Annotated in this window: 20 protein-coding genes and 2 tRNA genes; 7 read left to right on the top strand and 15 right to left on the bottom strand. The window is 40.1% G+C overall.

Annotation, left to right across the window (positions count from 1 at the left end; genetic code table 11):
- Positions 1-25: 25 nt before the first annotated feature.
- From H8796_RS09075 to prmC, 15 genes are all read right to left on the bottom strand, one after another.
- The gene (locus H8796_RS09075; RefSeq protein ID WP_117935561.1) at positions 26-997 is read right to left on the bottom strand and encodes a FecR family protein; all 972 of its coding nucleotides are present in this window, start codon (positions 995-997) and stop codon (positions 26-28) included.
- A gap of 150 nt (positions 998-1147) precedes the next feature.
- On the bottom strand, positions 1148-1690 hold the full coding sequence (locus tag H8796_RS09070; protein WP_008997914.1) for an RNA polymerase sigma-70 factor: 543 nt from the start codon (positions 1688-1690) through the stop codon (positions 1148-1150).
- A gap of 348 nt (positions 1691-2038) precedes the next feature.
- Positions 2039-3181 carry a DUF1735 and LamG domain-containing protein gene (locus H8796_RS09065; RefSeq protein WP_117935559.1) on the bottom strand — a complete coding sequence of 381 codons (1143 nt, stop codon included), beginning with the start codon at positions 3179-3181 and terminating at the stop codon, positions 2039-2041.
- A gap of 32 nt (positions 3182-3213) precedes the next feature.
- Positions 3214-4335, bottom strand: a complete 1122-nt coding sequence (locus H8796_RS09060) for a glycoside hydrolase family 18 (protein WP_117935557.1) — start codon at positions 4333-4335, stop codon at positions 3214-3216.
- 33 nt (positions 4336-4368) lie between these two features.
- Positions 4369-6009, bottom strand: a complete 1641-nt coding sequence (locus H8796_RS09055; protein ID WP_117935555.1) for a SusD/RagB family nutrient-binding outer membrane lipoprotein — start codon at positions 6007-6009, stop codon at positions 4369-4371.
- Positions 6010-6024: 15 nt separating this feature from the next.
- Entirely contained in the window at positions 6025-9348 is a 3324-nt protein-coding gene (locus H8796_RS09050) for a TonB-dependent receptor (RefSeq protein ID WP_117935553.1), read from the bottom strand.
- Between the two features lie 162 nt (positions 9349-9510).
- A complete protein-coding gene (locus H8796_RS09045) occupies positions 9511-10497 on the bottom strand; it encodes a FecR family protein (protein WP_117935551.1) in 987 nt (328 codons plus the stop codon).
- Between the two features lie 57 nt (positions 10498-10554).
- Positions 10555-11106, bottom strand: a complete 552-nt coding sequence (locus H8796_RS09040; RefSeq protein WP_117935549.1) for an RNA polymerase sigma-70 factor — start codon at positions 11104-11106, stop codon at positions 10555-10557.
- Positions 11107-11379: 273 nt separating this feature from the next.
- Positions 11380-11463: transfer RNA gene (locus tag H8796_RS09035), tRNA-Leu, on the bottom strand.
- 16 nt (positions 11464-11479) lie between these two features.
- Positions 11480-11552: transfer RNA gene (locus tag H8796_RS09030), tRNA-Gly, on the bottom strand.
- Between the two features lie 93 nt (positions 11553-11645).
- Positions 11646-12986, bottom strand: a complete 1341-nt coding sequence (argH, locus tag H8796_RS09025; RefSeq protein WP_117935547.1) for an argininosuccinate lyase — start codon at positions 12984-12986, stop codon at positions 11646-11648.
- 80 nt (positions 12987-13066) lie between these two features.
- On the bottom strand, positions 13067-13477 hold the full coding sequence (locus H8796_RS09020) for an SRPBCC family protein (RefSeq protein ID WP_008997923.1): 411 nt from the start codon (positions 13475-13477) through the stop codon (positions 13067-13069).
- Positions 13478-13572: 95 nt separating this feature from the next.
- On the bottom strand, positions 13573-14211 hold the full coding sequence (gene pyrE / locus H8796_RS09015; RefSeq protein WP_004299787.1) for an orotate phosphoribosyltransferase: 639 nt from the start codon (positions 14209-14211) through the stop codon (positions 13573-13575).
- A gap of 78 nt (positions 14212-14289) precedes the next feature.
- The gene (locus H8796_RS09010) at positions 14290-14772 is read right to left on the bottom strand and encodes a regulatory protein RecX (protein ID WP_117935545.1); all 483 of its coding nucleotides are present in this window, start codon (positions 14770-14772) and stop codon (positions 14290-14292) included.
- Positions 14769-15605 (bottom strand): peptide chain release factor N(5)-glutamine methyltransferase, encoded by an 837-nt coding sequence (gene prmC, locus H8796_RS09005; RefSeq protein WP_117935543.1) that lies wholly within the window; start codon positions 15603-15605, stop codon positions 14769-14771. Before prmC ends, H8796_RS09010 begins: the two co-directional genes overlap by 4 nt.
- 36 nt (positions 15606-15641) lie before the next feature.
- On the opposite strand from prmC, the gene ribD reads away from it, so the two are divergent.
- From ribD to murI, 7 genes are all read left to right on the top strand, one after another.
- Complete coding sequence (gene ribD, locus H8796_RS09000) at positions 15642-16697, top strand: bifunctional diaminohydroxyphosphoribosylaminopyrimidine deaminase/5-amino-6-(5-phosphoribosylamino)uracil reductase RibD (RefSeq protein WP_117935541.1); 1056 nt, start codon at positions 15642-15644, stop codon at positions 16695-16697.
- Positions 16698-16839: 142 nt separating this feature from the next.
- Positions 16840-18351, top strand: a complete 1512-nt coding sequence (locus tag H8796_RS08995) for a DUF6242 domain-containing protein (RefSeq protein WP_117935539.1) — start codon at positions 16840-16842, stop codon at positions 18349-18351.
- Between the two features lie 25 nt (positions 18352-18376).
- Positions 18377-19111, top strand: a complete 735-nt coding sequence (locus tag H8796_RS08990; protein WP_117935537.1) for an isoprenyl transferase — start codon at positions 18377-18379, stop codon at positions 19109-19111.
- A gap of 30 nt (positions 19112-19141) precedes the next feature.
- On the top strand, positions 19142-21796 hold the full coding sequence (gene bamA / locus H8796_RS08985) for an outer membrane protein assembly factor BamA (RefSeq protein WP_074556722.1): 2655 nt from the start codon (positions 19142-19144) through the stop codon (positions 21794-21796).
- A gap of 23 nt (positions 21797-21819) precedes the next feature.
- Positions 21820-22335, top strand: a complete 516-nt coding sequence (locus H8796_RS08980) for an OmpH family outer membrane protein (protein ID WP_074637331.1) — start codon at positions 21820-21822, stop codon at positions 22333-22335.
- Between the two features lie 56 nt (positions 22336-22391).
- Entirely contained in the window at positions 22392-22907 is a 516-nt protein-coding gene (locus H8796_RS08975) for an OmpH family outer membrane protein (RefSeq protein ID WP_117935535.1), read from the top strand.
- Positions 22908-23015: 108 nt separating this feature from the next.
- A complete protein-coding gene (gene murI / locus H8796_RS08970) occupies positions 23016-23858 on the top strand; it encodes a glutamate racemase (protein WP_004310502.1) in 843 nt (280 codons plus the stop codon).
- Positions 23859-23899 lie beyond the last annotated feature (41 nt).

Genomic DNA, 23899 nt, shown 5'->3' with positions numbered 1-23899 from the left:
GAATTAAGGTTTTTATCTTTTAGTACTAAATAAATATCTCTATCTTTATTTTCTCTTTACCGGCATCTGCGTTATTATTCAGATAACGCCAACGAACTTTCGAGGAGGCACTGATAAAGTTAAGTACCTGTTCCAGATTCCGGTTGGTAAATGTTCCGGAGAATGAGTCGTCATGAGGTACATTCTCCTGTATGACAAATTCGGCATTGTATCTATCTGCCAAGATATCCAGTGCATCCCGTAATGACGTTTGACGGAAAATGATTTTGCCATCTTTCCATGAAAGTTCTCTCTCGCCGGAAGTCGTATAAAGCTCCGTCTTTCCATTCTGGGAATAATAGACCAGCTTCTGTCCCGGAGCCATCACAATATACTGTGGTTGTTGACTGGCGTTGTTGAATTCAAAATTAACTTTCCCTTCAACTAAAGTAGTAATTACCTCATCTGCTTCTTTGTATGCCTTTACATTGAATTTTGTACCCAGAACTTTTATGGCAGACTGGTGAGCGGTAGAAACTATAAACTGTTTTTCCGGATTTTTCCGGACATCAAAATAGGCTTCTCCATCAAGTTCCACAGTACGTGTACGGGAAGAAAAATGGCTCGGGAAAGTCAATGTACTTTTTCCATTTACCCATACTGTAGTTCCGTCAGCAAGTGTCACCAATGTACGTTGTCCGGCTGGCACGTAAACAGTCTGCATTTCTATATCCTCTTTTTGGAGAACCTGTATCATTGCATAACTTAATCCGAAAGCTACAACAAACACTGCCGCAATCCGCAAGATTCGTTGTGTAACAGGATGCAATGAAATTGTCTTTTTTGTCTTCTTTGAGAATGCGCCTGTGTCTTGCCAGATGAATGCATCATAACTCTTACGAAGAGAAATGAATTCTTTAAGATTGGCTGCATCTGCATCAATCCATGTAGCAACGTCTTCCTTTTCCTTTTGGGATGCCTTGCCTGCAATATATTTTAATAGTAATTCCTTATCCATATAATAAATAATTTATGAGTAATGAGAATAGGGGTATTATTCCCCTTTCATTAAGAATACCACTCACTAAAGAGATTCCCTAGTAAGAAATGTGATTTTTTTTGTTATTGCTTAAAAAAAATAGCAAGCAAGGAGGTATTTTCCTTCTTTTCAGATGAAAAAGAAAAGGAATGGAGCATAATCTTTTAGATTATCACGCAGTATTTTAACTGCTCTGCTGATATGATATTCTACTCCTTTTACACTAATGCCCAGTTCTTCGGCTATTTCTTTATGGGATTTTCCATCCAAGCGATCGCGGATGAAAGCAGTACGAGTTTTTTCCGGCATACTCTCCAGTAATGCGTGCACTTTTGCCCGTAATTCTTCTGATAATATTTCCTTCGGGTCACAGGCTTCCAATGTTGATATACGAATTTCCAATTCACGCTGTCCCTTATCAAGCAAAGTTTGAAAAACATTCTCCTGTGCTTGTATATGTTTCAGGTAATTGAGTGATTTGCTGCGAATATAAGTAATTAAGATCGCTTCAACACTTGGGATTTCCCGTTCTTTACTTAGTTCCCATAGATGGATAATGGCTTCCGACACAATATCTTCTGCTACTAAGTCATTATGGACATAGGACAAGGTAAATAGGAAGGCTTTCCTATAATAAGCAGTATATATCGAGTTGAAGTTGATTTGAGCCATTCGCCAGTATATCCATAAGTATTAAATGCTGCAAAGGAATGCATTTTACTTATAATAAGAAAACTTTTTAGAGAAAATTTAAATTTGGCTAAAATACCTTTTTCTTATAAAGAAGAAAAGAAATGCCCTGATTATAATTTGCACGTCAGCATTAATCTTCCTTCTGAGGTACTGGAAAAAACATTTAGATGGAAAAGATATAAACAGGATAAATAGTAACTTCTTCATAAAACAAACATAAATAAAAGAAGCCTGCTTACCAAAAGAATATTATCTTTTCAGCAAGCAGGCTTTCATTCATATTCAAAAATGCAAAGAGCAAAAACTCTCACAAATTTGTGTGTTCCATTAATTGATAGCTATCGGAGCATCTAGCGTCTTGATGGTAATTCCATTTGTAGTACCGTTTATACGCTCTGTGGCATCTTTGATAACTCCACCTTCCTGAGTTTCCGATCCGTCTAGTTTATAATAAAGCGCCAAGCCTTCCGAAGCAGGGTCAACACCCAGCATATTCTGCTTAAGTTGATTTTCCGTACGGGCTACACTCCAAACACGGACTTCACTCATTTTACCATGGAATGGACGTTCACCCCATTTGAAACCATAGATTCTACCAATATAAAAACCCATATCTGAATTCGGATCAAAACCGTCAATACCCCAATCTGAACCAGCCCATTTCTCACCATTTACATAAATGCCTGTTTTTCCTGTCGGTTGATCATAAGTCAACGCTACATGATACCAACGATTTGTTAACAACGGTTTCGTTACACGATAGTTCTGTCCGCCGGCCACTTCCAAATAATCTTTAGGAGTAATTCCTCCTCCTGCATCACCGATACGGAGAATCATCACACCTTCGGTTCCCATAATCGTATTATTATCGAGGAAATAATCCACATTAATCAATGCTTCGTAAGTGAATGACGAGAAGAAAGTACCGACAGGAAACTTCACAGAAATATAGTGATTATTGAAGTTACCAGCTTTGGTAATTTTCAATGGTTTGGAGAAAAAGAAATATGCAATGTTTGTTCCGGAAAGGGTAGACACCGAAGACGAATTCACCCGCATAGGCAAAACATACGAATTCCCGGCTTTCAAGGCTTCCAACCCGGAAAGTTCGACTTCTACATTATCCGCATACAATTTTCCACTCGAAATAGAAGATGTCGTACTGCTTAGCTTTACCTGCGAAACATCAAGCATCTCATAATTTGTGCCATACTTTGCATTATATTCGTCTACTACACTTGGTTCGGCTACACTATATGATACGTCTACCTGAGAGGAAGTTGCTGACGAAAGTCTTGAAACCAGATCAAATGTCATTACATCCATCTCATCTTCCACCGAGAAATTATATTCCTTGCTTTCGAAATAGACCTTAGGCTCCAGCAGGTCATTCATGCTGTCGTTGCAAGCGCCCAACAATAATGCCATACTACCTACCATCAAATAATAGAATATATGTTTATTCATCATCTTTTTACTGTTTTAGAATTTTATAAATCCACTTATTCCTGCGGTTTATTTTCCGCTTCGTTTTGTTTCTCTTTCCATTCATTGAAAACCCGCTGATTGATTTGAATAGCCTGACGCATCCATTTATAATTTGGCGTATTGTCATAATCATTATCGAAGCGATAAGCTCCTACTCCACCTTTATAACCTTTCCGCGGCATAGCAGCAGCCTGCCTCAACAATTGACCTCCATTTGTGGCATACTTTTCAAAGTTTTCTGTACAGATTATTTTCTTAGGATCAACGCCATAACCATCTAAATTGGGGTTGGAACTACCATAACTTTGTATAATCCAATAATCGACATACTCATCCAATTCACTGGTAAGCCCATAAATATTTCCATCAATACAGATCATTTTATGTCCTTTACCTTCCGGATCGCTTTTCGGGCCAATATAATTGTTCATCTCTTTAACCAAATGAATCAAATGCTTGTTCTGACTCAATGTGCCATCCATATCAAACACACCACTACCGATTTCCCAGTCTACATCATAACCGTCCCATTCGTTTGCATACAAAGAATCGCACAGAGCTTTGGCAAACTTCGCCAGACATGCATAATGGTTTTCACTTTCAAACTGACCTTCAAATCCCCAATATTTCCAACGGGCTTGTTTCTTCGCCGTTTCCAATTGAGCCGCCGACCAGCCTTCTTCCTCCGCTTGTTTTTCTACTTCGAGGTATACCGAATTTGGCGTCGCCCCCTTACCAAGATAAGAAAGCAGACTTACCTGCAACAGCTTCGTTCCTTTCACCTTTTGCACAAACTCTTTATCTGCCTTCTGTTCCGGAGTGATTTCATAACGTCCTGGAGCGCCACTCCACATAGAAACAAAATCCATACTATCGGGCATAGCAGAGAGATATCCTCTCCGATAAGCTCCAGCAGGCGCCCAGTTGGAATACCATCCGAAAGCTACGGGACGATTGTAATTCCAGGCAGTCGCCTTATAGGCGCGCAGATTGGCATAATATGCCTCACTCTCCGCATTGTTCATTGTGGCATACCCGCCTATATGGTCTATCTCAATATTCTCCACATCCATGCAAGAAGTTACCATCATACCTGTCAATGGAATAATATATAACAATTTTCTTAATGATTTCATATTTTTCATCTGTATTAAAATGATACATGTAGGTTATCTCTTACAATCCCACCACAAACGGGTAGAAGACCTATCTTCGCCACCGGCACCGTTATTGAATAACTTCAAGGCTGCTTCATAGATAGCCTTTCCCTCGTTAGTCTGAGAAAAACTGGTGGGATAAATCATACGGCGAATACCGCCCTCAAGAGTTGCGCCTTGCACTGCTCCTTTCAAAGTCTTAATGACATTCAACTTCGGATAACCGGTTCTTCTCCATTCCGTCCACGCTTCCTGTCCGTTAGGAAACAAAGCAATCCACTTCTGAATCATAATTTTTTCCAACTTCTGCTCAGTTGTTCCTTCAAACTTGGCAGTAGTCTCACACGGAGCAGAAAGTGTTTGCCCATACTGATAATGGGAAAACACAAATGCCCGAGGTGACAAATTGGAATTCATATAATCATCTACAGGATCGGTCACGCCATTCTCCTGAAAAGACATATCAATGCCCTGTTTATACCATGAATCCGCACTGCCAAAACCTTCCCAGACTAAAGCTGCTTCCGCACGCAAAAAATAAACTTCCGACGCACGCAGCCAATATGTAGGAGTCCCACTTTGAATATTGGGCTTTGAGCAAGATTTGTAGATATCATTCTGCGCATTGGCATGCCCTGCCGGCACCGCTTGATATGTTTTTCCGTCGAAAGCCTCAACACCATAAGAGGTATTACCATCCATCGGCAAAAAATAAACACTCAAACGCGGGTCTTCATATCCCATCAGATAAGAAAAAATGGAAGAACCCATACGAGCTTCATTATAGTTGCCTGCCAGCCATTCAATGTTGTTGCGGAAAGTCATGCCTGCTCCTTGACTCATTTGAGCCGCATCATCCTTAGCCGTCATCACACCGATAGAATGATTTACTGCTTGAGTAGCATATTTTTTCGCCAGTTCCGCATTAGCGAAACGGACACGCATAGCCAAACGAAGCATCAGCGAATTGCCGTATTTCACCCATTTAGTAGCATCTCCGGCATATACCGCATCATAAGCTCCCATCACATTCACCCCATTTTCAGCTTTTTCCGTCAATACGGCAATGGCAGCAGTCAAATCCTGAAACATAGCTTCATAAACATCCTTCTCCGAATCGAATGGAATGTTCATTGTAGCGTCCGCCGCATGAGAATAAGGCATCGGACCGAAACTTTCAAGTGTCTTGTGCCAAGCGGAAATCTTCAGAATTTGAGCCAAAGCAAAGACTTCGGGCGTACCATTTTTTTCGGACGCTATTTTCAATTTCTTCCAAGGATCAAGAGCATTGGTATAGGACTGTGTATAGGTCGCTTTTATCCAATTGTCCAACAAATAATAAGTAGTATTGTTACTACCTGCGTTCCAACCGTTACTGTTGTTCTCGCCAAAAAATCCACTCCAATTATCGGCCGATAGATGATAAGCTATTTGATATTCATTGATAACATCTGTATCATCAGCCTGTGTGCCTACAGGAATCACTGTCCGTTGCATAGCTGTAATCAGCCCTCCGACTTCAAAACCATCCATCGCACCTTCTCCGTCGCTCATCTCAAATTGGTTGGTATTGATTTCTTCAAAATTGCATGAGGCAAATAGCGCCATTGCGCATATCACCGCTAATAGTTTAAACTGATTCATTTTTCTCATAATAAAGAAGGTGTATTATAATTTAAATTTAATACCGAAACCAAAGCTACGAACACTCGGTTGCATAAAATAATCATTACCTTGTCCGTAAGTACTAGTGGAAGGAGTCAGTTCCGGATCGAACGGAGCTTCGCAATACAACATCCAAGGATTGTTGGCTATAAACGAAACTGTAACATCTTTCAACACGTTACCAAACCACTTATTAGGCATAGTATAGCTAAAGGTAAGTTCTTGCAAACGAATATTGGTGGCACTGTATACATAGTAACCGGAAGTTTCATAATTTCCCGTACCTGTCATCTGATAATAAGACTTCGCGTCTACCAGACCTTGTCCCTTCAACAATACGCCTCCCGCTTCACGAGCCTCAGCCGAACGTTTGGACACACCGAAACGATCGAGCAATGCCTCTGTAGAAGAGGTCACCACGCCACCAAAACGTCCGTTGATCTGGAATCCGAGCCCAAAGCCTTTGTATGTCAACATATTACTCCATCCCATATTGAAATCAGGAGAAGTTTTTCCCAAATAAACGGGTTCCCCCTTTTCCATTCCAAAGGTTCCATCGCTCTTTACCTCAACATATCCCAAGTGGTCTTTCTTTAAGAAGGTGTTGGCATAAATATCGTGAATACTTCCACCTTCTTTCAAGATGACACGACCACCATCCTTCAAAACCTCCGGAATATTAATCGGTTCATCCATCAAATCCGTATGATAGTTTTCAACCATCTCCTTAATCTCGTTTATATTACGAGAGAATGTCAATGTTGAAGAGATTCCTAATCCGAACTTAAACTGATCGGAATAGCTTAATGAAGCCTCCCAACCACGATTTCCCACATTACCGGCCTGCAAATAAATCTGCTTGTATCCGGTAAATTCCGGAAGATCACCCAAGAAGGTCTGATTGTATGTATTAGAATGATAGTAGGTTACCTCCGCACTTAATTTATTCCACAACTTCAGACTTAATCCAAATTCGTATGACTTTGTACGTTCTGCCTTGAAATCTGTAAACGGATAGATACCGGTAGGATCTAATGCACCACCCACAATAGGGGTAGTTACCGTACCCGGAGTCAGTCCCGAACGGGATACAGGCGCACCGACTTCCGTATACGAACCGCGAACTTTCAGGTAAGAGATAAATTCGGGCAATTTGACCATCTCGGAAATAATCCCGGACAGACCGATTGAGGGATAGAAGAAAGATTCTTCATCGGTATTCACCAAACGTGAATTCCAGTCATTACGTCCGGTCAGCGTCAAATAAAGCATACTCTTCCAACCAAGTTCCAAATTGGCAAAAACAGCATGATTACGTACACGACTATCACCACCCTTTTCTGAAATACGACCATTAGCCGGATCGATATTAGAAGCCGCAAATTTATTGGGTACTCCCAATAATGTCCCTTTGTATCCTCTCTCCAATGCCCAATAGTTAGAATAGTTCCAACCCGCATTGGCAGAAATACTGAAATCAGCTATATGTTTATTTACGTTCAACATAAAGTCGGCATATTCCTGACGGTCTTCATAGTTATTGTATCCATACAGTCCTTTCTTGCCTTCCGCAAATTTATCGTCGGATGAAGCGTAAATCTTGCGTTCAAACAATACATGTGTGTCATCCATTCTGAAACGGGCTGCCGCATTCAACCAATCGGTAATATTATAAGTCAACCCTACGTTGAACATATAACGACTCTTTTCATTCGTAGCTACATTGCGATAAGCAGTCCAGTAAGGGTTCTGTGAAGCATATACCGGATCTGCCACCGGCCAATACTGAACCGGAAGTTGACGGCTTTCATCGAAATGCTCGAATGACTTAATTCCATCAAAGTCTTCACCACGAGGGAACAAATAGGCGGCCATCACCGGATTCCAATATTGTCCTTGCGATACCATATTCTTGTCTTTCTGTTTCACATACGACGCACCTAAATCAAGTTGTAATTTATCATTAAGGAAAGTTGCCGTATTACGGATTGTGAAATTCAAACGTTCATATTCATTATTAGGCACAATACCTTTGGAATTGGTAGAAGAAACAGAAGCAAAAGTCTGATTCGATTTCGTACCGGTGGTCAACGTAACCGAATTAATAAAGTTTGTTCCGGTATTAAAGAAATCCTTCTTAGGATCATAACTTGTAGGAGTCAAAAGTTTCTCACCCCAGCTTTCATACATATCTTTTTTGTTACCATACGTATTTTGAAACTCAGGAGTCATATAAGCTTTGCTGAACTCTGAAGAAGAAGAGAACTGCACTGAAAGTTTTCCTTCTTTTCCTTTTTTAGTGGTAATCAAAATTACACCGTTGGCAGCACTACTACCATACAGCGCGGCAGCCGAAGGACCACTCAAAACAGAAAGGCTTTCAATATCTTCGGGATTGAAGTCGGCAATTCCTTCTGTTCCGGCCTTACCTTCACCCATAATACCACTGTCGGTATTTCCCATATTGGTATTGAACAAAGGAATACCGTCCACCACATACAAAGCATTGTTATCACCTTCGATAGATTTTGCACCACGCATTACAACACGTGTCGCACCACCAACTCCACTAGCGCTTTTATTAATACTCACTCCGGCTATCTTACCGTTCAACGAGTTTACAAAGTTAGCATCTTTTACCGTAGTCAAAGCATCTCCCTTGACTTGTTGTACATTGTAAGACAACGCCTTTTCTGCGCGTTTGATACCCAATGCCGTCACAACAACCTCATCGAGTACTTCGGTATCCTGCTTCATTACAACCGGATAAAAATCTTTCTTGGAGACAGGAATTGTCTGTGTAGCATATCCGATATAAGATACTTTGAGAATCGATTTTTCTGCCGCTTTGATCGTAAAGTTACCATCGAAATCGGTAATCGTACCTGTAGAACTACCATCCACAGATATATTTACTCCAATCAACGGTTCACCGCTTTCATCGGTAACCTTTCCTTTGATATTTTTAAGGGTTTGCGTAACTACAGGCTTCTTTTCAGTTATTATGATGTAGTTACCTTGAATCTGGAATGAAAAGCCTGTCCCTTTTAAAATGGTATCGAGTGCAGTTTCGAGGGATGCATTCTGCAAGTTTAACTGGGCTATTACTTTTCCTTTTAATTCGGAATCACTATAATTTATAGACTTTTTGGACTGTTTTTCCACAGTCTTTAAGGCATCAATGACAGTGATGTTCTTTTGCTGGATAGTTATTTTACTATCATTTTGAGCCAAAGCTAAAGTCTGTATAAGAATAAGACTTAAAAAAGTGAGAAAGACCCGCTTATGAGCTATTTTTTCTGCTATTTTTTCGTAGATTTGTAGCATCTTTAGTATTAGTTAATTGGTTATTATTCTAGGATCATTCAGAATAGCGTCAATATTACGCTAATATTAAAAGAAATTGATTTCATATCCGGGAGGAACGGCCATTCCTTCCGGGTATTTTTTTGCATTACGTATTAAATTAAAAAAGGTTCTACAATATATTTATTCTTTGCTAGTTACATAGCACTTATTTCCCTTGACAACATAGTTTACATTTCCTACAACTTGCGATATAATCTTCATAACTTCCTCCAAATTAGCCTGTTTGGGGAAACGGAAACTATATGTATTCTTTTTCAGACTATGAAGGCTATATACAAAGGCATAAGGAAATTTACGTTCAAGATTTGTAAAAATATCCTCCAGATGCATATTACTAAAAACCAATTCCCCACGTTGCCATGCCGTCACATTATCTATCTCAGGCATCCGCAGATTGTGCGCTTTCGTATGTTTGTCATAGACCAACTGTTCATTAGGCTTTAAAATAATATTTGACATTAAATTATTAAATTCCACTTTCACACGACCTTCCAATAATGTGGCAATTAATTCATTGCTGTCAGGATAAGCATTTACATTAAACTCTGTTCCCAAAGCTGTAACTTGATAATCATTCGCCTTTACAATGAAAGGATGCTTCTTATCCGGTTTCACTTTAAAGTTGGCCTCACCAATCAAATATACACTTCTAGTTTCTCCTGTAAATTGTTCCGGATATAGTAGTGTACTCTTTGAATTCAGCATGACATGTGTACCATCCGGTAATGTAAGTTCACGAATTTCCGCTGTTGGTATATAGCATTCAACCAAATCTTTTTCTGGTCGGTCCTTTTCCAACATCAGATAGATAGAAATGGATGAGACAGCTAACAAGAAAATAGCTGCAGCTCTCCATATAAGCAACTGGTAATTTCTCCGCGAAGTGACAGACTGCATCCCCAGATTCTGCCGCATTCGTTGTATTGATTGTGACATACCATCAGGTACTCTCTGTCCTTCTGCTTGTTTCCAAAGCCCACGAAGAGCCTCATTCTTTTCATCAACATGCTCCTCATCAGCCAACCACTGTTGCACTTTCTTCTGTGTATCGGCTGAATAGTTATTATGGCCGAACAAATCTATGAGTTGTTGAATATAATTTTTCATGAATCTTTTTCTTTCTTTTTTGGGCTTTATACACTAAATACAACTACTACGAACACACTACTTAAAAATATTGGAGAAAAAAATAAAAAAGAGGAGTACCTTCTTTAATTCGATCAATGCCAGATAAACCTGATGCTCTATAGTACGAATAGAAACATCAAGTTTATCAGCTATTTCTTTATGGCTTAATCCTCGAAAACGGCTAAGTTCGAATATTAACCGACGACGCTTCGGCATCTTTTCCAAGGTCAACTGAATAATCAACAGCATCTCCCTATAATATACATTATTCAAGATCTCTTCTTTCTCTGTCAATTCATAAAGAAAAGTCTTTTCTATAACCTCCGCCTGATATTCTTGCTCTACCTGTTGATGCTTAAAGATGTTCAGAACTATATTTCTAGTCATTATAAAGATATAATTGTCTAGTTCTTCGTTATTCAGCCATAACTCCGGCTGCAGCCAAAGCTTACAAAAAACATCTTGAGCCACATCTTCTGCATCACTTTCCGATTTAAGCAGCATTTGAGCAAAGTTCTTTACTTTCGGAAAATTCACAGTAAAAAACCTCTGAAACTTTAATTCAATCTGCTTGTCGTTATTTTCCATCTCTCTAGTATTTTTCAGCGTTAACGGTTAAATCAAATGTACCAAGGTTAAAGAAGTGGTAATATAATATATTTATTACAAGCTTATAATCTGAAAGCAAAATAAAAGATTAATAACACAATAAAAAAATTTTATTACTGTTTTTTTGATTTATTTTTTCAAGTAGCCATTACTACAAAGCTCCCTCAAACAAAACAAATGTATATTACACACCCATAAAAATAAAAAAGGCTTCATGAATCAATGATTCATAAAGCCTATAAAGAATACTCGTACTCGAAGCGGGACTTGAACCCGCACAGCCGCAATGGCCAAAGGATTTTAAGTCCTTCGTGTCTACCATTCCACCATTCGAGCATCCTTTCAAAGAAAGAGCGGAAAACGAGACTCGAACTCGCGACCCTAACCTTGGCAAGGTTATGCTCTACCAACTGAGCTATTTCCGCGTTTTTTCAACGGGTGCAAAGATAAGTAGTTTACTTGTTTCTGCCAAATCTTTTCGAAGGAAAGTTTAAAAAACTATCCTTCGAAAGTCTATTTTATCTCCCAAGCAGTGCTTTCTCTGCCCTCTCCATTCCGCAAAAGTTGAATCCATCGATCACTTGCTGCATCAATGCAGAGATTTCCGCATTGCAAAGGTTGCCAATACTACCTTCATGAGTATGGTGTACTTCTTTTGTATGAGAGAATTTTCCAGCTTCAATATCCAAGCCAACCTTCTTATATGCATCACGAAAAGGCATACCTTCACGTGCCAGACGATTCACTTCTTCCACGCTAAAAATAAGGAGGTATTTATCATCGTCAAGGATATGCTCGTTGACCTTTATTTCATTCATGATGTAAGTTGTCATCTGCAAACAGTCTTTCAATTCCTGAAAAGCAGGCAGGAAAACTTCTTTTATAATCTGCAAATCACGGAAATAGCCGGAAGGCAAATTATTCGCAATCATCATGATCTGTTGGGGAAGCGATTGCAGTTTATTGCATTTAGCACGTGTCAGTTCAAAGACATCGGGATTCTTCTTATGAGGCATAATGCTGGACCCCGTGGTACAGTCATCAGGCAATTTCACGAAACCAAAGTTCTGGCTATTAAACATGCAAGCATCAAAAGCTAACTTAGAAATGGTTCCGGCAATCGTAGCCAATGCAAAAGCAACATTACGTTCCATTTTCCCACGCCCCATTTGAGCATACACAACATTGTAATTCATCGAATCAAAGCCAAGCAAGTCGGTTGTCATTGTCCGGTTCAAAGGAAAGGACGAGCCATACCCTGCTGCAGAACCTAATGGATTACGATTGCACATTTTAAATGCAGCCTGTAAAAACAGCATATCGTCCACGAGACTCTCGGCATAGGCACCAAACCACAAACCAAAAGAAGAAGGCATTGCAATCTGTAAGTGGGTATACCCTGGCATCAAAACGTTTTTATATCGTTCGCTCTGACGAATCAGTACATGAAAAAGTTGTTCTACAGCTTCGGCAACTTCTTTTATTTGCGTACGGGTAAAAAGTTTCAAATCCAATAAGACCTGATCATTTCTGGAACGACCACTATGTATTTTCTTTCCGATATCACCCAAACGACGGGTCAACACCAGTTCTACCTGCGAATGTACATCTTCTACCCCGTCTTCTATGATAAATTCACCTCTTTCAGCCGAGGCATAAATATTCTTCAACTCTGCCAGCAACTGTTCCAGTTCTTCTTTCGTCAACAAACCGATACTTTCCAGCATCGTAATGTGAGCCATAGAGCCGAGCACATCATGCTTGGCCAAATAAAGATCCATCTCACGATCACGACCTACCGTGAAACGTTCGATATCCTTATTCACCTGTACGGACTTCTCCCAAAGTTTCTGTGCCATAAAAAATAAGTTTAAGTGTTAAGTATTAAGCACAACAGCATGAGCCAAAGTGACTACGGTTAATACTTAATACTTGTTTTTTAATATTCAATAACTGCCAGCATATCAACCATCTTCTCCAAGCCTTCCTGAAGAGGTTTCTGTACCATTGCTTTCATAAACGGATTAAGCTCCATTCCGATAGTCACCTTCACCTTGCACTCTTCTTCTGCAGTTTCAACCAGTTGAATCCACATATTAAAGGGAAGTGGAGAGTTAGTTGTTGCCAACTTTATACATTTACATGGATCACGCTCTACAATTTGCAAAGTTAGTTGCCCAACAGGAGGGACACTAAAACTTAACGTGTCCGAATCAAAACTCAAATCCTGTACCTTATCTTTCGGTAAACGATCTTTGACAGCTTCCAGATTACTCAAATCTGAAAGTTTATTATATACGCGTTCCTGACTGTAAGGTATTACCTTGACACTACTCTCAAAATTACTCATAAATTTCTATTAGTATAAAACAAAAAAAGAACAATCCGGCCAAGTATTGTCCGAACAGTTCTTTTTACCAAATATGTTTAATCAAAAAATGAATCTTATTTTCCAGCATCCCAATGAGCAGGGTCTTTACGCCATTCGTTCAATGTCTGTATGTCTTCTTCTTCAATATAACCTGTACGAAGAGCAACATCAAGTACTGCTTCATAATTGGTCAACGTTACCAAAGTCACCTTCGCATTTTTGAACGCCTCTTCAGCTACCGGGAATCCGTATGTATACGCTGCAACCATGCCGATCACTTCGCAACCATCGCGACGAATTGCTTCAACAGCCTTCAAACTACTACCACCAGTAGAAATCAAGTCCTCTACGACTACGACTTTCATACCCGGACGAAGTTCACCTTCAATCAGGTTTTCTAATCCATGATCTTTGGGGGTAGAACGAACATACACGAACGGCAAATTCAATGCATCAGCCACCAAAGCTCCCTGCGGAATAGCGCCTGTAGCCACACCAGCAATCGCATCCACCTGTCCGAATCGTTCTAATATCAGACGTGTAATTTCAATCTTCACAAAATTACGAAGAGAAGGATAGGACAGAGTTTTACGGTTGTCACAGTAAAAGGGGGATTTCCATCCAGAAGCCCATGTAAAAGGGTTAGCGGGTTGAAGTTTAATAGCTTTAATCTTCAACAGTTTCTCCGCAAATAGTCTCTCTAAGTTTTTCATAACTAAACTAACTATTAATTATTTGCCGCAAAAGTACAGAAATTGAACGAGAATAAAAAGAAGAATCCGTTTATTTTTTCAGTCAATTTGTTCCTCTTCATCGGGAACGTCGATACAACGCTTAATATCTTTCAGTTCAAATCCACGACTCATGGCAAATCGCATCAGCTTTCCATTCAATTCATAATCGTCTGCCGCATGGATACTTTTCCGCTTGGAAGCCAGCAGGTCACGCAGAATAGAAAGGTATTCTTCTTCATCAATTTCATTCAGATAACGCCATGCCACATCAGAAGGGATCTTCTTCATGTAAAGCCCCTGGGCTATTTTCATTTTCCCCCACTTGGCAAAGCGGAACTTGTCATTCACAAAAGCCCTGCAGAAACGTTCATCATCAATGAACTTCTCTGATTCCAGTCGGTCAAGAATACGCGCAATGGTATCATAGGCAATCCCCCAACGTTGTAACTTCTCATTTATTTCTGCCCGGCAATGCTCGGCAGTGGAGCAGTAAGAGGCTACGCGATTTAAAGCCTCTTCATCAGTTAATTGTGCACTCATCGGTTAGCTGTAACTATTCTATCTTTTCCAAATATGTCTTTTATAACACGAACATCACGATATTGGTTCATTTCAAGCATATGTGCTGTTTCCCGGCCATAAGCCTGGTTGATTTCAAAATAAAGTTTTCCGCCCGGCAATAACAAATCACTTCCCAGACAGGCTATACGATTATAAAACCGTAAAGGATCCTCGTCAGGAACGAACAAGGCCACCCCCGGTTCCCAATCAAGAACATTAGCGTCCATTTCGTTCTTTTCCGTTTCAGTCACATAAGGCGGATTACTGACGATCACATCAAAAGACGGCACCTTTTCCCAGTCATCGGACAATACATCTCTTTGCAGAAATCTCACCCCGGCTTCCAAATCTTCATTGTTTTTACGGGCAATAGCCAACGCTTCTTCCGAAATATCCCAAGCCTCTACGTCTACATCCGGAAGTTTTTTATCCAGAGAGATCGCAATGCATCCACTTCCCGTACCTATATCTAACAGATGACGGGCATTCGGGTTCTCCTTTACTATTAGCTCTACGAGTTCTGCAGTCTCCGGTCGAGGGATTAACACGCCGGAAGCAACCTTAAAATTCCTTCCACAAAACTCTGCAAAACCGCGAATGTACTGTATCGGTTCATTTTTCTGTAAACGGAATATAATGTTTTCTAATTCACGCTGTTTGCATTCGGATAAAATTATATCTTTGCCCATGTAAATATCGAGCGCATCTAAGCCTAACATGTCGCAACAAATCAGCATTGAAAGAGCTTTTATCTCTTCCTGCGGATAGATTTCCTGCAAAGACTGGCGAATGTAAGCGGTGATACGATTCATATTTTCACAATTTCGGAGTGCAAAAGTAAGAATAATATGGCGAAGAGCACCAAAATGGAAGAAGAAAAATACATGAGGCGTTGCATTGAGCTTGCAAAGAACGGGTTATGCAATGTGCCTCCAAACCCGATGGTAGGAGCTGTTATCGTATGTAACGGACGTATTATCGGTGAAGGTTATCACATTCGTTGCGGAGAGGCACATGCGGAAGTCAATGCAATCCGTTCTGTCAAAGACGAGTCTTTATTGAAACATTCTACGATTTACGTCAGTTTGGAACCTTGCTCCCACTACGGGAAAACACCTCCTTGCGCGGATCTGATTATAGAGAAACAGATTCCGCGCATTGTTATCGGATGCCAGGACCCCTTTTCTGAAGTAGCCGGACGGGGGATTCAAAAACTACGGGATGCCGGACGAGAAGTTACAGTCGGCATATTAGAGAAAGAATGTCAATCACTGATTCGTCGTTTTATTACTTTCAATACACTTCATCGGCCTTTTATCACGTTAAAATGGGCAGAGTCAGCCGATCGTTTTATTGATATAGGACGTACAAGTGGAATGCCTGTGATGCTCTCCTCTCCTCTCACTTCAATGCTAGTACATAAAAAAAGGGCGGAGGCCGATGCTATTATGGTAGGCAGGAGAACTGCTTTATTGGATAATCCGTCGCTAACGGTACGCAACTGGTATGGGCATCATCCAATACGTGTCGTATTAGACCGCACATCATCTCTTCCGAATGATTTACAAATATTCGATGGAAATGTGCCAACATTAGTCTTTACTGAAAAGAAACAGCCAGCAAGAACCAACATCACATATATCTCCATCGACTTCAATCATAACCCACTGGAACAGATTATGGAAGTACTGTATCAACGGAAAATACAATCCTTACTGGTAGAAGGAGGCAGCCAATTGCTGCAATCATTCATTAATGATGAGCTATGGGACGAGGCGTATATCGAGAAGTGCCCCAGCAGGCTACATTCCGGTGTTAAAGCACCCCAAATGAACAATAATTTTAGTTATTCGATAGAAGAACACTTCGAAAGACAATTTTGGCATTATGTTCATCGGATATAGCTAAGATAGTTCTATTCAGGGGGTTTTACGTCGATAAAAACAGTGTTATTATCTATAATTTTATATAAAACTTACCTGTAATGTTCATTATCGGAAAAAATGTTTCTATTTTTGCAACTTGTAAATAAACACAATCTTTCAAATGAAAATAAAGTTTTTATCATTCATTGCGAGTTTTTTCATGGTGTCATTTGTTATAACGTCATGTCTTGATGACGATAATAACATCGAATATAGCCCGGATGCAACTATCCATGCGTTTGCACTTGACACAGCAGGCCTTGGGAGTTATAAATTCACTATTGATCAATTATCACGTGAAATTTATAACGAGGACTCTCTTCCTGTTCATGCCGATACCATCATTGACAAGATTTTAATCAAAACATTAACTACGGCATCAGGCGTCGTAACAATGAAAGACAAAAACGGTAACGATTCTGTCATAAACATCAATGATTCTATCGATCTCCGGAAGCCACTTACTATAAAGGTATGGTCAACAGAAGCATTAGCGGGAATATCTCCTAATCAAACTAAGGAATATACTATTAAGGTAAATGTGCATGACTATGATCCGGATTCGTTGAAATGGAAGTATATAAATGAAATAGATAATCAAATTACAGGAGAACAAAAATCCATTATTTTTGGAAGTGAAGTCTTCACATACTCTATAGATAAAGATGATAATGAATTATATAGACATAAGAATTCTTTAACTAACTTCGGTAGTTGGGGTAAAGAAAAAACTGTGGGATTACCGAAAGGTCAACTTCCGACTTCTATCGTCACATTCCAATTCGACGGAAGCAACGCCATGTTGTATGCAACCTCCAATGGTGATGGCAAAGTGTATGAATCTGAAGATGGAATAAATTGGGAAGTATCTAAAAAGTTTGGAGACAAAGTAGAGTTACTATTAGCGACACTGACAAATAACCAAATCAGCAGAATTTGTTATATAAAGAAAGAAGCAGACAACCAACGCTATTTCTATTATCAAACAAATGATAAACAAATAGAAACTCTTGAAACTTACGACGAAGGAAAAGTACCTGCTAATTTCCCAACTAAAAACATATCCTACACAGTATATGAATCTGCGACAAATATCAAATCTGTCCTTTTGGTGGGAGATACAGAGACGGCGACTTTGGCTGATGACAACGAATTAGAAACGACCATTGTATGGGCGTATGACGGAAGTAAATGGGTTGAGTTCTCAACAACTTCCTCCGTTGCATACTGTCCTAAATATACTCAACCATCTATCATATATTACAATGACTTAGTATATATATTTGGCCAAAATTTCAGTTCTATTTATGTTTCCAATCAAGGGTTATTCTGGAGAAAAGCTAACTCCAAGTTTGCATTCCCTCATAGAGATTGGAGCAAAGGAGGAACTCCAAACCCTAGCGTAGATCCTGAATTCAGAGGTAGAACGAATTACTCAATGGTACTAGACCCTGCGACTCAAAATCTATGGATTATATTTAGTCAAGGAAGTGCCAGCTTCAAAGAAGAGGTAGAAAAAGAAGAAAGCACTAAGTCGACTACAACTGAAACACGTACTTATAATCATGATTCAGAGGTATGGCGTGGTCGTCTTAATCAACTATGGTTTGATTTGGCAAAAGCTGGCAAATAAAAACGTATACGTTTAAAATAAAAAGATGTCCTATATAGAACAAATAGACAAAACTCGGATACCACAACACGTGGCCATCATTATGGATGGAAACGGACGATGGGCAAAACAACGAGGGGAAGAACGTACTTATGGTCACCGTGCTGGCGCAGAAACGGTACAGAATATTACCGAAGATGCCGCCCGTTTGGGGATCAAGTACCTGACACTGTATACCTTCTCAACCGAGAACTGGAATCGGCCGCAAGACGAGATTGCGGCTCTGATGAATCTATTGCTAGAATCTATTGAAGAAGAGACATTGATGAAAAACAATATTCGCTTCAATGTAATCGGTGATTTCAAAAAGTTACCTGTTGAAGTCCAGAAAAGTTTGGCATCATGCATAGAACGTACATCCCAAAATAGTGGTATGTATATGGTATTAGCTCTTAGTTACTCATCCCGTTGGGAGATAACCGAAGCTGTACGGAAAATAGCAACACAGGTAAAAGTAGGAGAAATGTCTCCCGAACAGATAACGGATGAATGTATCTCATCTAATCTGGATACTAAATTTATGCCCGATCCGGATCTACTAATCCGCACGGGAGGAGAAATCCGGCTAAGCAATTACCTCCTATGGCAATGCGCTTATTCGGAGCTTTATTTTTGTGACACCTTCTGGCCGGACTTTGACAAAGAAGAATTCTACAAAGCCATTTGGGAATATCAACAAAGGGAACGCCGATTCGGTAAAACCAGTGAACAGATCAGCTAATATAACTCGAAACATCAAATTATAACATAAATGCATTATCGTATTTCCTTTATATTCATAACGTTTGTCTGCCTGTGCTGCTTTGCGACAACAGGCATTGCGCAAAATGCTAACACTGATGAAGACTCGAAACCTGTCATCTTATACTCCGGAACACCCAAAAAGTATGAGATAGCAGATATTAAAGTCGAAGGCGTAAAGAATTATGAAGACTATGTATTGATTGGACTATCCGGACTATCGGTAGGACAAACAATTACTGTGCCGGGTGACGAAATTACTGGAGCAATCAAACGTTATTGGCGTCATGGTTTGTTCTCAAATGTACAAATCACAGCCGAGAAAATTGAAGGTGACAAAATCTGGTTAAAAATCAGTCTGACACAACGCCCGCGTATCGCAGATGTGCGCTATCATGGTGTGAAGAAGTCGGAACGTACCGACCTTGAAGCCAAGCTGGGAATGGTAAAAGGTATGCAGATCACTCCGAATACCGTAGACCGTGCCAAGACATTAATCAAACGTTATTTCGACGATAAGGGATTCAAAAATGCAGAAGTAATCATCTCGCAGAAAGACGATCCATCCAGCGAAAATCAGGTGATCGTTGACATTGATATCGACAAGAAAGAAAAAATCAAAGTACACGAAATACAAATTGTTGGTAATCATGCAATCAAGGCTTCCAAGCTGAAGAAAGTAATGAAGAAAACCAATGAGAAAGGTAAACTTCGTAACCTGTTCCGCACCAAGAAATTCGTGCCGGAGAACTTCGAGGCAGATAAGCAACTGATTATCGACAAATATAATGAGTTGGGATATCGTGATGCAATGATTGTAAAAGACAGCGTTTCACAGTATGACGAAAAGACTGTAAACGTTTATTTGAATATAGACGAGGGACAGAAATATTATCTGCGCAACGTTACATGGGTAGGTAACACTCTCTATCCGTCAGAACAGTTGAACTTCCTGCTCCGCATGAAGAAAGGTGACGTATACAACCAGAAGTTATTGAACGAACGTGTTTCTACAGATGATGACGCTATCGGTAACTTATATTACAACAACGGTTACCTGTTCTATAACCTCGACCCGGTAGAAGTAAATATCGTTGGCGACTCTATCGACCTCGAAATGAGAATCTATGAAGGCCGTCAGGCTACTATCAATAAGATCAAAATCAGTGGTAATGACCGTTTGTATGAAAACGTTGTTCGCCGTGAACTTCGTATTCGTCCGGGACAATTGTTCAGCAAAGAAGACTTGATGCGTTCTTTGCGTGAAATTCAGCAGATGGGACACTTTGACCCGGAAAAGCTGCAACCGGATATTCAACCGGATCCGATGAACGGAACTGTTGACATAGGTTTGCCTTTGACTTCCAAAGCTAACGACCAGGTGGAATTCTCTGCAGGTTGGGGACAGACGGGTATTATCGGTAAGTTGAGCTTGAAGTTTACCAACTTCTCTGTAGCCAACTTGTTGCACCCGGGTGAAAACTACCGTGGTATCCTTCCGCAAGGTGATGGTCAGACATTGACTATCAGCGGACAGACGAACGCTAAATACTACCAATCATACAGTATTTCATTCTTCGATCCATGGTTTGGCGGTAAACGTCCGAATTCATTCTCTGTATCGGCATTCTTCTCTGTACAGACAGATATCAGTAGCCGTTACTACAACTCCAGCTACTTCAACAACTACTACAACAGTATGTATAGTGGCTACGGTGGTTATGGTATGTACAATTATGGTAACTATAACAACTACGAAAACTATTATGACCCGGATAAATCTATCAAGATGTGGGGACTTTCCGTAGGTTGGGGTAAACGTCTGAAATGGCCGGATGACTATTTCACTCTTTCCGCAGAATTAGCTTACCAACGTTATAACTTGAGCGACTGGCAATACTTCCCGGTCACCAACGGTAAATGTAATGACCTTAGTATTTCATTGACTTTGGCTCGTAACTCTATTGACAACCCAATCTTCCCTCGTTCGGGTTCAGATTTCTCACTGTCAGTTCAGTTCACACCGCCTTACTCGTTGATGGACGGTAAAGACTATAAGGGATATTACAGCAACCCTGAAACAGGTAGCATTACCCAGGACAACATGAATAAGCTTCATAAATGGATAGAATACCACAAATGGAAATTCAAAGGCAAAACATATACTCCGCTGATGGATCCGGTTGCTCATCCAAAATGTCTGGTATTAATGACACGTACGGAATTCGGTCTGTTGGGTCACTATAACCAATACAAAAAATCTCCGTTCGGTACATTCGACGTAGGTGGTGACGGTATGACCGGTTATTCAACTTATGCAACTGAAAGTATCGCTTTGCGTGGTTACGAAAACAGCTCATTAACACCATACGGTTCTGAAGGTTATGCCTATGCACGTCTCGGTATCGAATTGAGATATCCGTTGATGCTGGAAACAAGTACTAACATTTATGTGTTAGGTTTCCTTGAAGCAGGTAACGCATGGCATGATATCAAGAAATTCAATCCATTCGAGTTGAAACGTTCTGCCGGTGTCGGTGTTCGTATCTTCCTTCCGATGATTGGTATGATGGGTATTGACTGGGGTTACGGTTTCGACAAAGTATTTGGTTCTAAACAATATGGAGGAAGCCAGTTCCACTTTATCTTAGGACAAGAATTCTAATGTATCATCAAAAACTAAACGTTATGAGAAAGTCTGTTCTATTAATTATGATGCTATTTACTGTCAGCATGGCAGCAAATGCACAGAAATTTGCACTGATCGATACGGAATATATTATGAAGAATATTCCGGCAGCTCAAAGCGCTAATGAGCAAATGCAAGAAGCTACGAAAAAATACCAGAGTGAAGTAGAAGCTCTGGCTAAAGAAGCACAGAAGATGTTCCAGGATTACCAGGCAAAATCTTCCACTCTTTCTGCCACACAAAAAACAAAGACAGAAGATGCAATCGTAGCAAAGGAAAAAGAAGCAGCCGAACTGAAGCGTAGCTACTTCGGTCCGGAAGGCGAATTAGCCAAGATGAGAGACAAGTTGATTACTCCGATCCAAGACGATATCTATGAAGCTGTAAAAGCTATATCACAGCAACATGGATATGATTTGGTAATCGACAGAGCCTCTGCTACAGGTATAATATTTGCAAATCCACGCATAGATATTAGTGATGAAATCCTAAGAAAATTAGGATATTCAAATTAATTTCATACATTTGCAGCTGGAAATAACTAAAAATCATTCAAATAAATTATAGAACTATGCTAAAAAAAATTGCACTTGTAATGTTGCTTGCACTCCCAATGGGTGTATTTGCACAGAACCTGAAATTCGGCCACATTAATGCACAGGAAATCATCACTGTGATGCCGGAATTCACCAAAGCCCAAAATGATATTCAGACTTTAGAAAAACAACTTACTGCCGAACTACAGAGAACGCAGGAAGAATTCAACAAGAAATATCAGGAATTCCAACAAGCTATCGCTAAGGATTCTCTTCCTCCTAACATCGCTGAAAGAAGACAGAAAGAGTTGCAGGATATGATGCAGAGACAAGAGCAATTCCAACAGGATGCTCAACAACAAATGCAAAAAGCTCAAAATGATGCAATGGCTCCTATCTACCAGAAGTTGGACAATGCTATCAAAGCAGTAGGTGCTGCTGAAGGCGTAATCTATATCTTCGACCTGGCAAGAACTTCGATTCCTTACGTGAACGAATCACAAAGCATCAACTTGACTAACAAAGTAAAAGCAAATCTTGGTATCAAATAAGATCTGACCAAGAATAAAGAAATATCAAAAGGGAAAGAGAAAGAAGGATCATCTTCTTTCTCTTTCCCTTTTTTTGGCGTACATTTGCGTATATAAATCAAGTTTGTCATGAAGCAACATCTATCCCATACACCCGGCCCAATCGGAGTATTCGACTCCGGATACGGAGGTCTGACCATCTTAGACAAGATTAGAGAAGTGTTACCGGAATATGATTATATCTATTTAGGAGATAATGCACGTGCCCCCTATGGGACACGTTCTTTCGAAGTCGTATACGAATTTACCCGGCAAGCCGTCAACAAACTGTTTGATATGGGATGCCATCTGGTTATATTAGCTTGCAATACTGCTTCCGCCAAAGCCTTGCGCAGCATTCAGATGAATGATTTACCCCAAATCGATCCTGCCCGCCGTGTGCTCGGAGTCATCCGCCCCACTGTGGAATGTGTTGGAGAAATTAGCAAGAATCAGCATATCGGCGTACTGGCAACAGCAGGCACCATCAAATCCGAATCGTATCCATTAGAAATACATAAACTGTTTCCTGAAATTCAAGTCAGCGGGACAGCATGTCCGATGTGGGTATCCTTAGTTGAGAATAACGAATCACAAGACGAAGGAGCAGACTATTTTATCCGGAAGTACATCGACCAATTACTGTCAAAGGATCCTCAAATAGATACTGTCATCCTCGGATGTACCCATTTCCCCATACTCCTACCTAAAATCCGGCAATACATTCCGGATCATATCAGTGTAATTGCACAAGGAGAATATGTTGCAGAAAGCCTGAAAGACTATTTGAAAAGACATCCCGAAATGGATGCCAAATGTACCAAGAATGGCAACTGCCAGTTTTACACGACCGAAGCGGAAGAAAAGTTTTCAGAATCGGCCTCTACTTTCCTTAAACAGCAGATTAGCGTAAAACATATCACACTCGAATAATTTTTAAGAAAATAAATAACCATTTCTCTCTCTTTTTTGTT

Origin of the sequence: Bacteroides sp. M10 (genome assembly GCF_014334015.1) — a bacterium.
Taxonomy (GTDB): domain Bacteria; phylum Bacteroidota; class Bacteroidia; order Bacteroidales; family Bacteroidaceae; genus Bacteroides; species Bacteroides intestinigallinarum.
This window is presented reverse-complemented; position numbering and strand designations above follow the sequence as displayed.

Coding starts and splice junctions, on each gene's coding strand:
- H8796_RS09075 (WP_117935561.1), bottom strand. CDS start 997: ATGGATAAGGAATTACTATTAAAATATATTGCAGGCAAGGCATCCCAA.
- prmC (WP_117935543.1), bottom strand. CDS start 15,605: ATGAATCGTATCACCGCTTACATTCGCCAGTCTTTGCAGGAAATCTAT.
- H8796_RS09050 (WP_117935553.1), bottom strand. CDS start 9,348: ATGCTACAAATCTACGAAAAAATAGCAGAAAAAATAGCTCATAAGCGG.
- H8796_RS09045 (WP_117935551.1), bottom strand. CDS start 10,497: ATGAAAAATTATATTCAACAACTCATAGATTTGTTCGGCCATAATAAC.
- H8796_RS08995 (WP_117935539.1), top strand. CDS start 16,840: ATGAAAATAAAGTTTTTATCATTCATTGCGAGTTTTTTCATGGTGTCA.
- pyrE (WP_004299787.1), bottom strand. CDS start 14,211: ATGAAAAACTTAGAGAGACTATTTGCGGAGAAACTGTTGAAGATTAAA.
- H8796_RS08975 (WP_117935535.1), top strand. CDS start 22,392: ATGCTAAAAAAAATTGCACTTGTAATGTTGCTTGCACTCCCAATGGGT.
- H8796_RS09010 (WP_117935545.1), bottom strand. CDS start 14,772: ATGAGTGCACAATTAACTGATGAAGAGGCTTTAAATCGCGTAGCCTCT.
- ribD (WP_117935541.1), top strand. CDS start 15,642: ATGGCGAAGAGCACCAAAATGGAAGAAGAAAAATACATGAGGCGTTGC.
- argH (WP_117935547.1), bottom strand. CDS start 12,986: ATGGCACAGAAACTTTGGGAGAAGTCCGTACAGGTGAATAAGGATATC.
- bamA (WP_074556722.1), top strand. CDS start 19,142: ATGCATTATCGTATTTCCTTTATATTCATAACGTTTGTCTGCCTGTGC.
- H8796_RS09055 (WP_117935555.1), bottom strand. CDS start 6,009: ATGAGAAAAATGAATCAGTTTAAACTATTAGCGGTGATATGCGCAATG.
- H8796_RS09020 (WP_008997923.1), bottom strand. CDS start 13,477: ATGAGTAATTTTGAGAGTAGTGTCAAGGTAATACCTTACAGTCAGGAA.
- H8796_RS09065 (WP_117935559.1), bottom strand. CDS start 3,181: ATGATGAATAAACATATATTCTATTATTTGATGGTAGGTAGTATGGCA.
- H8796_RS09060 (WP_117935557.1), bottom strand. CDS start 4,335: ATGAAATCATTAAGAAAATTGTTATATATTATTCCATTGACAGGTATG.
- H8796_RS08980 (WP_074637331.1), top strand. CDS start 21,820: ATGAGAAAGTCTGTTCTATTAATTATGATGCTATTTACTGTCAGCATG.
- murI (WP_004310502.1), top strand. CDS start 23,016: ATGAAGCAACATCTATCCCATACACCCGGCCCAATCGGAGTATTCGAC.
- H8796_RS08990 (WP_117935537.1), top strand. CDS start 18,377: ATGTCCTATATAGAACAAATAGACAAAACTCGGATACCACAACACGTG.
- H8796_RS09040 (WP_117935549.1), bottom strand. CDS start 11,106: ATGGAAAATAACGACAAGCAGATTGAATTAAAGTTTCAGAGGTTTTTT.
- H8796_RS09070 (WP_008997914.1), bottom strand. CDS start 1,690: ATGGCTCAAATCAACTTCAACTCGATATATACTGCTTATTATAGGAAA.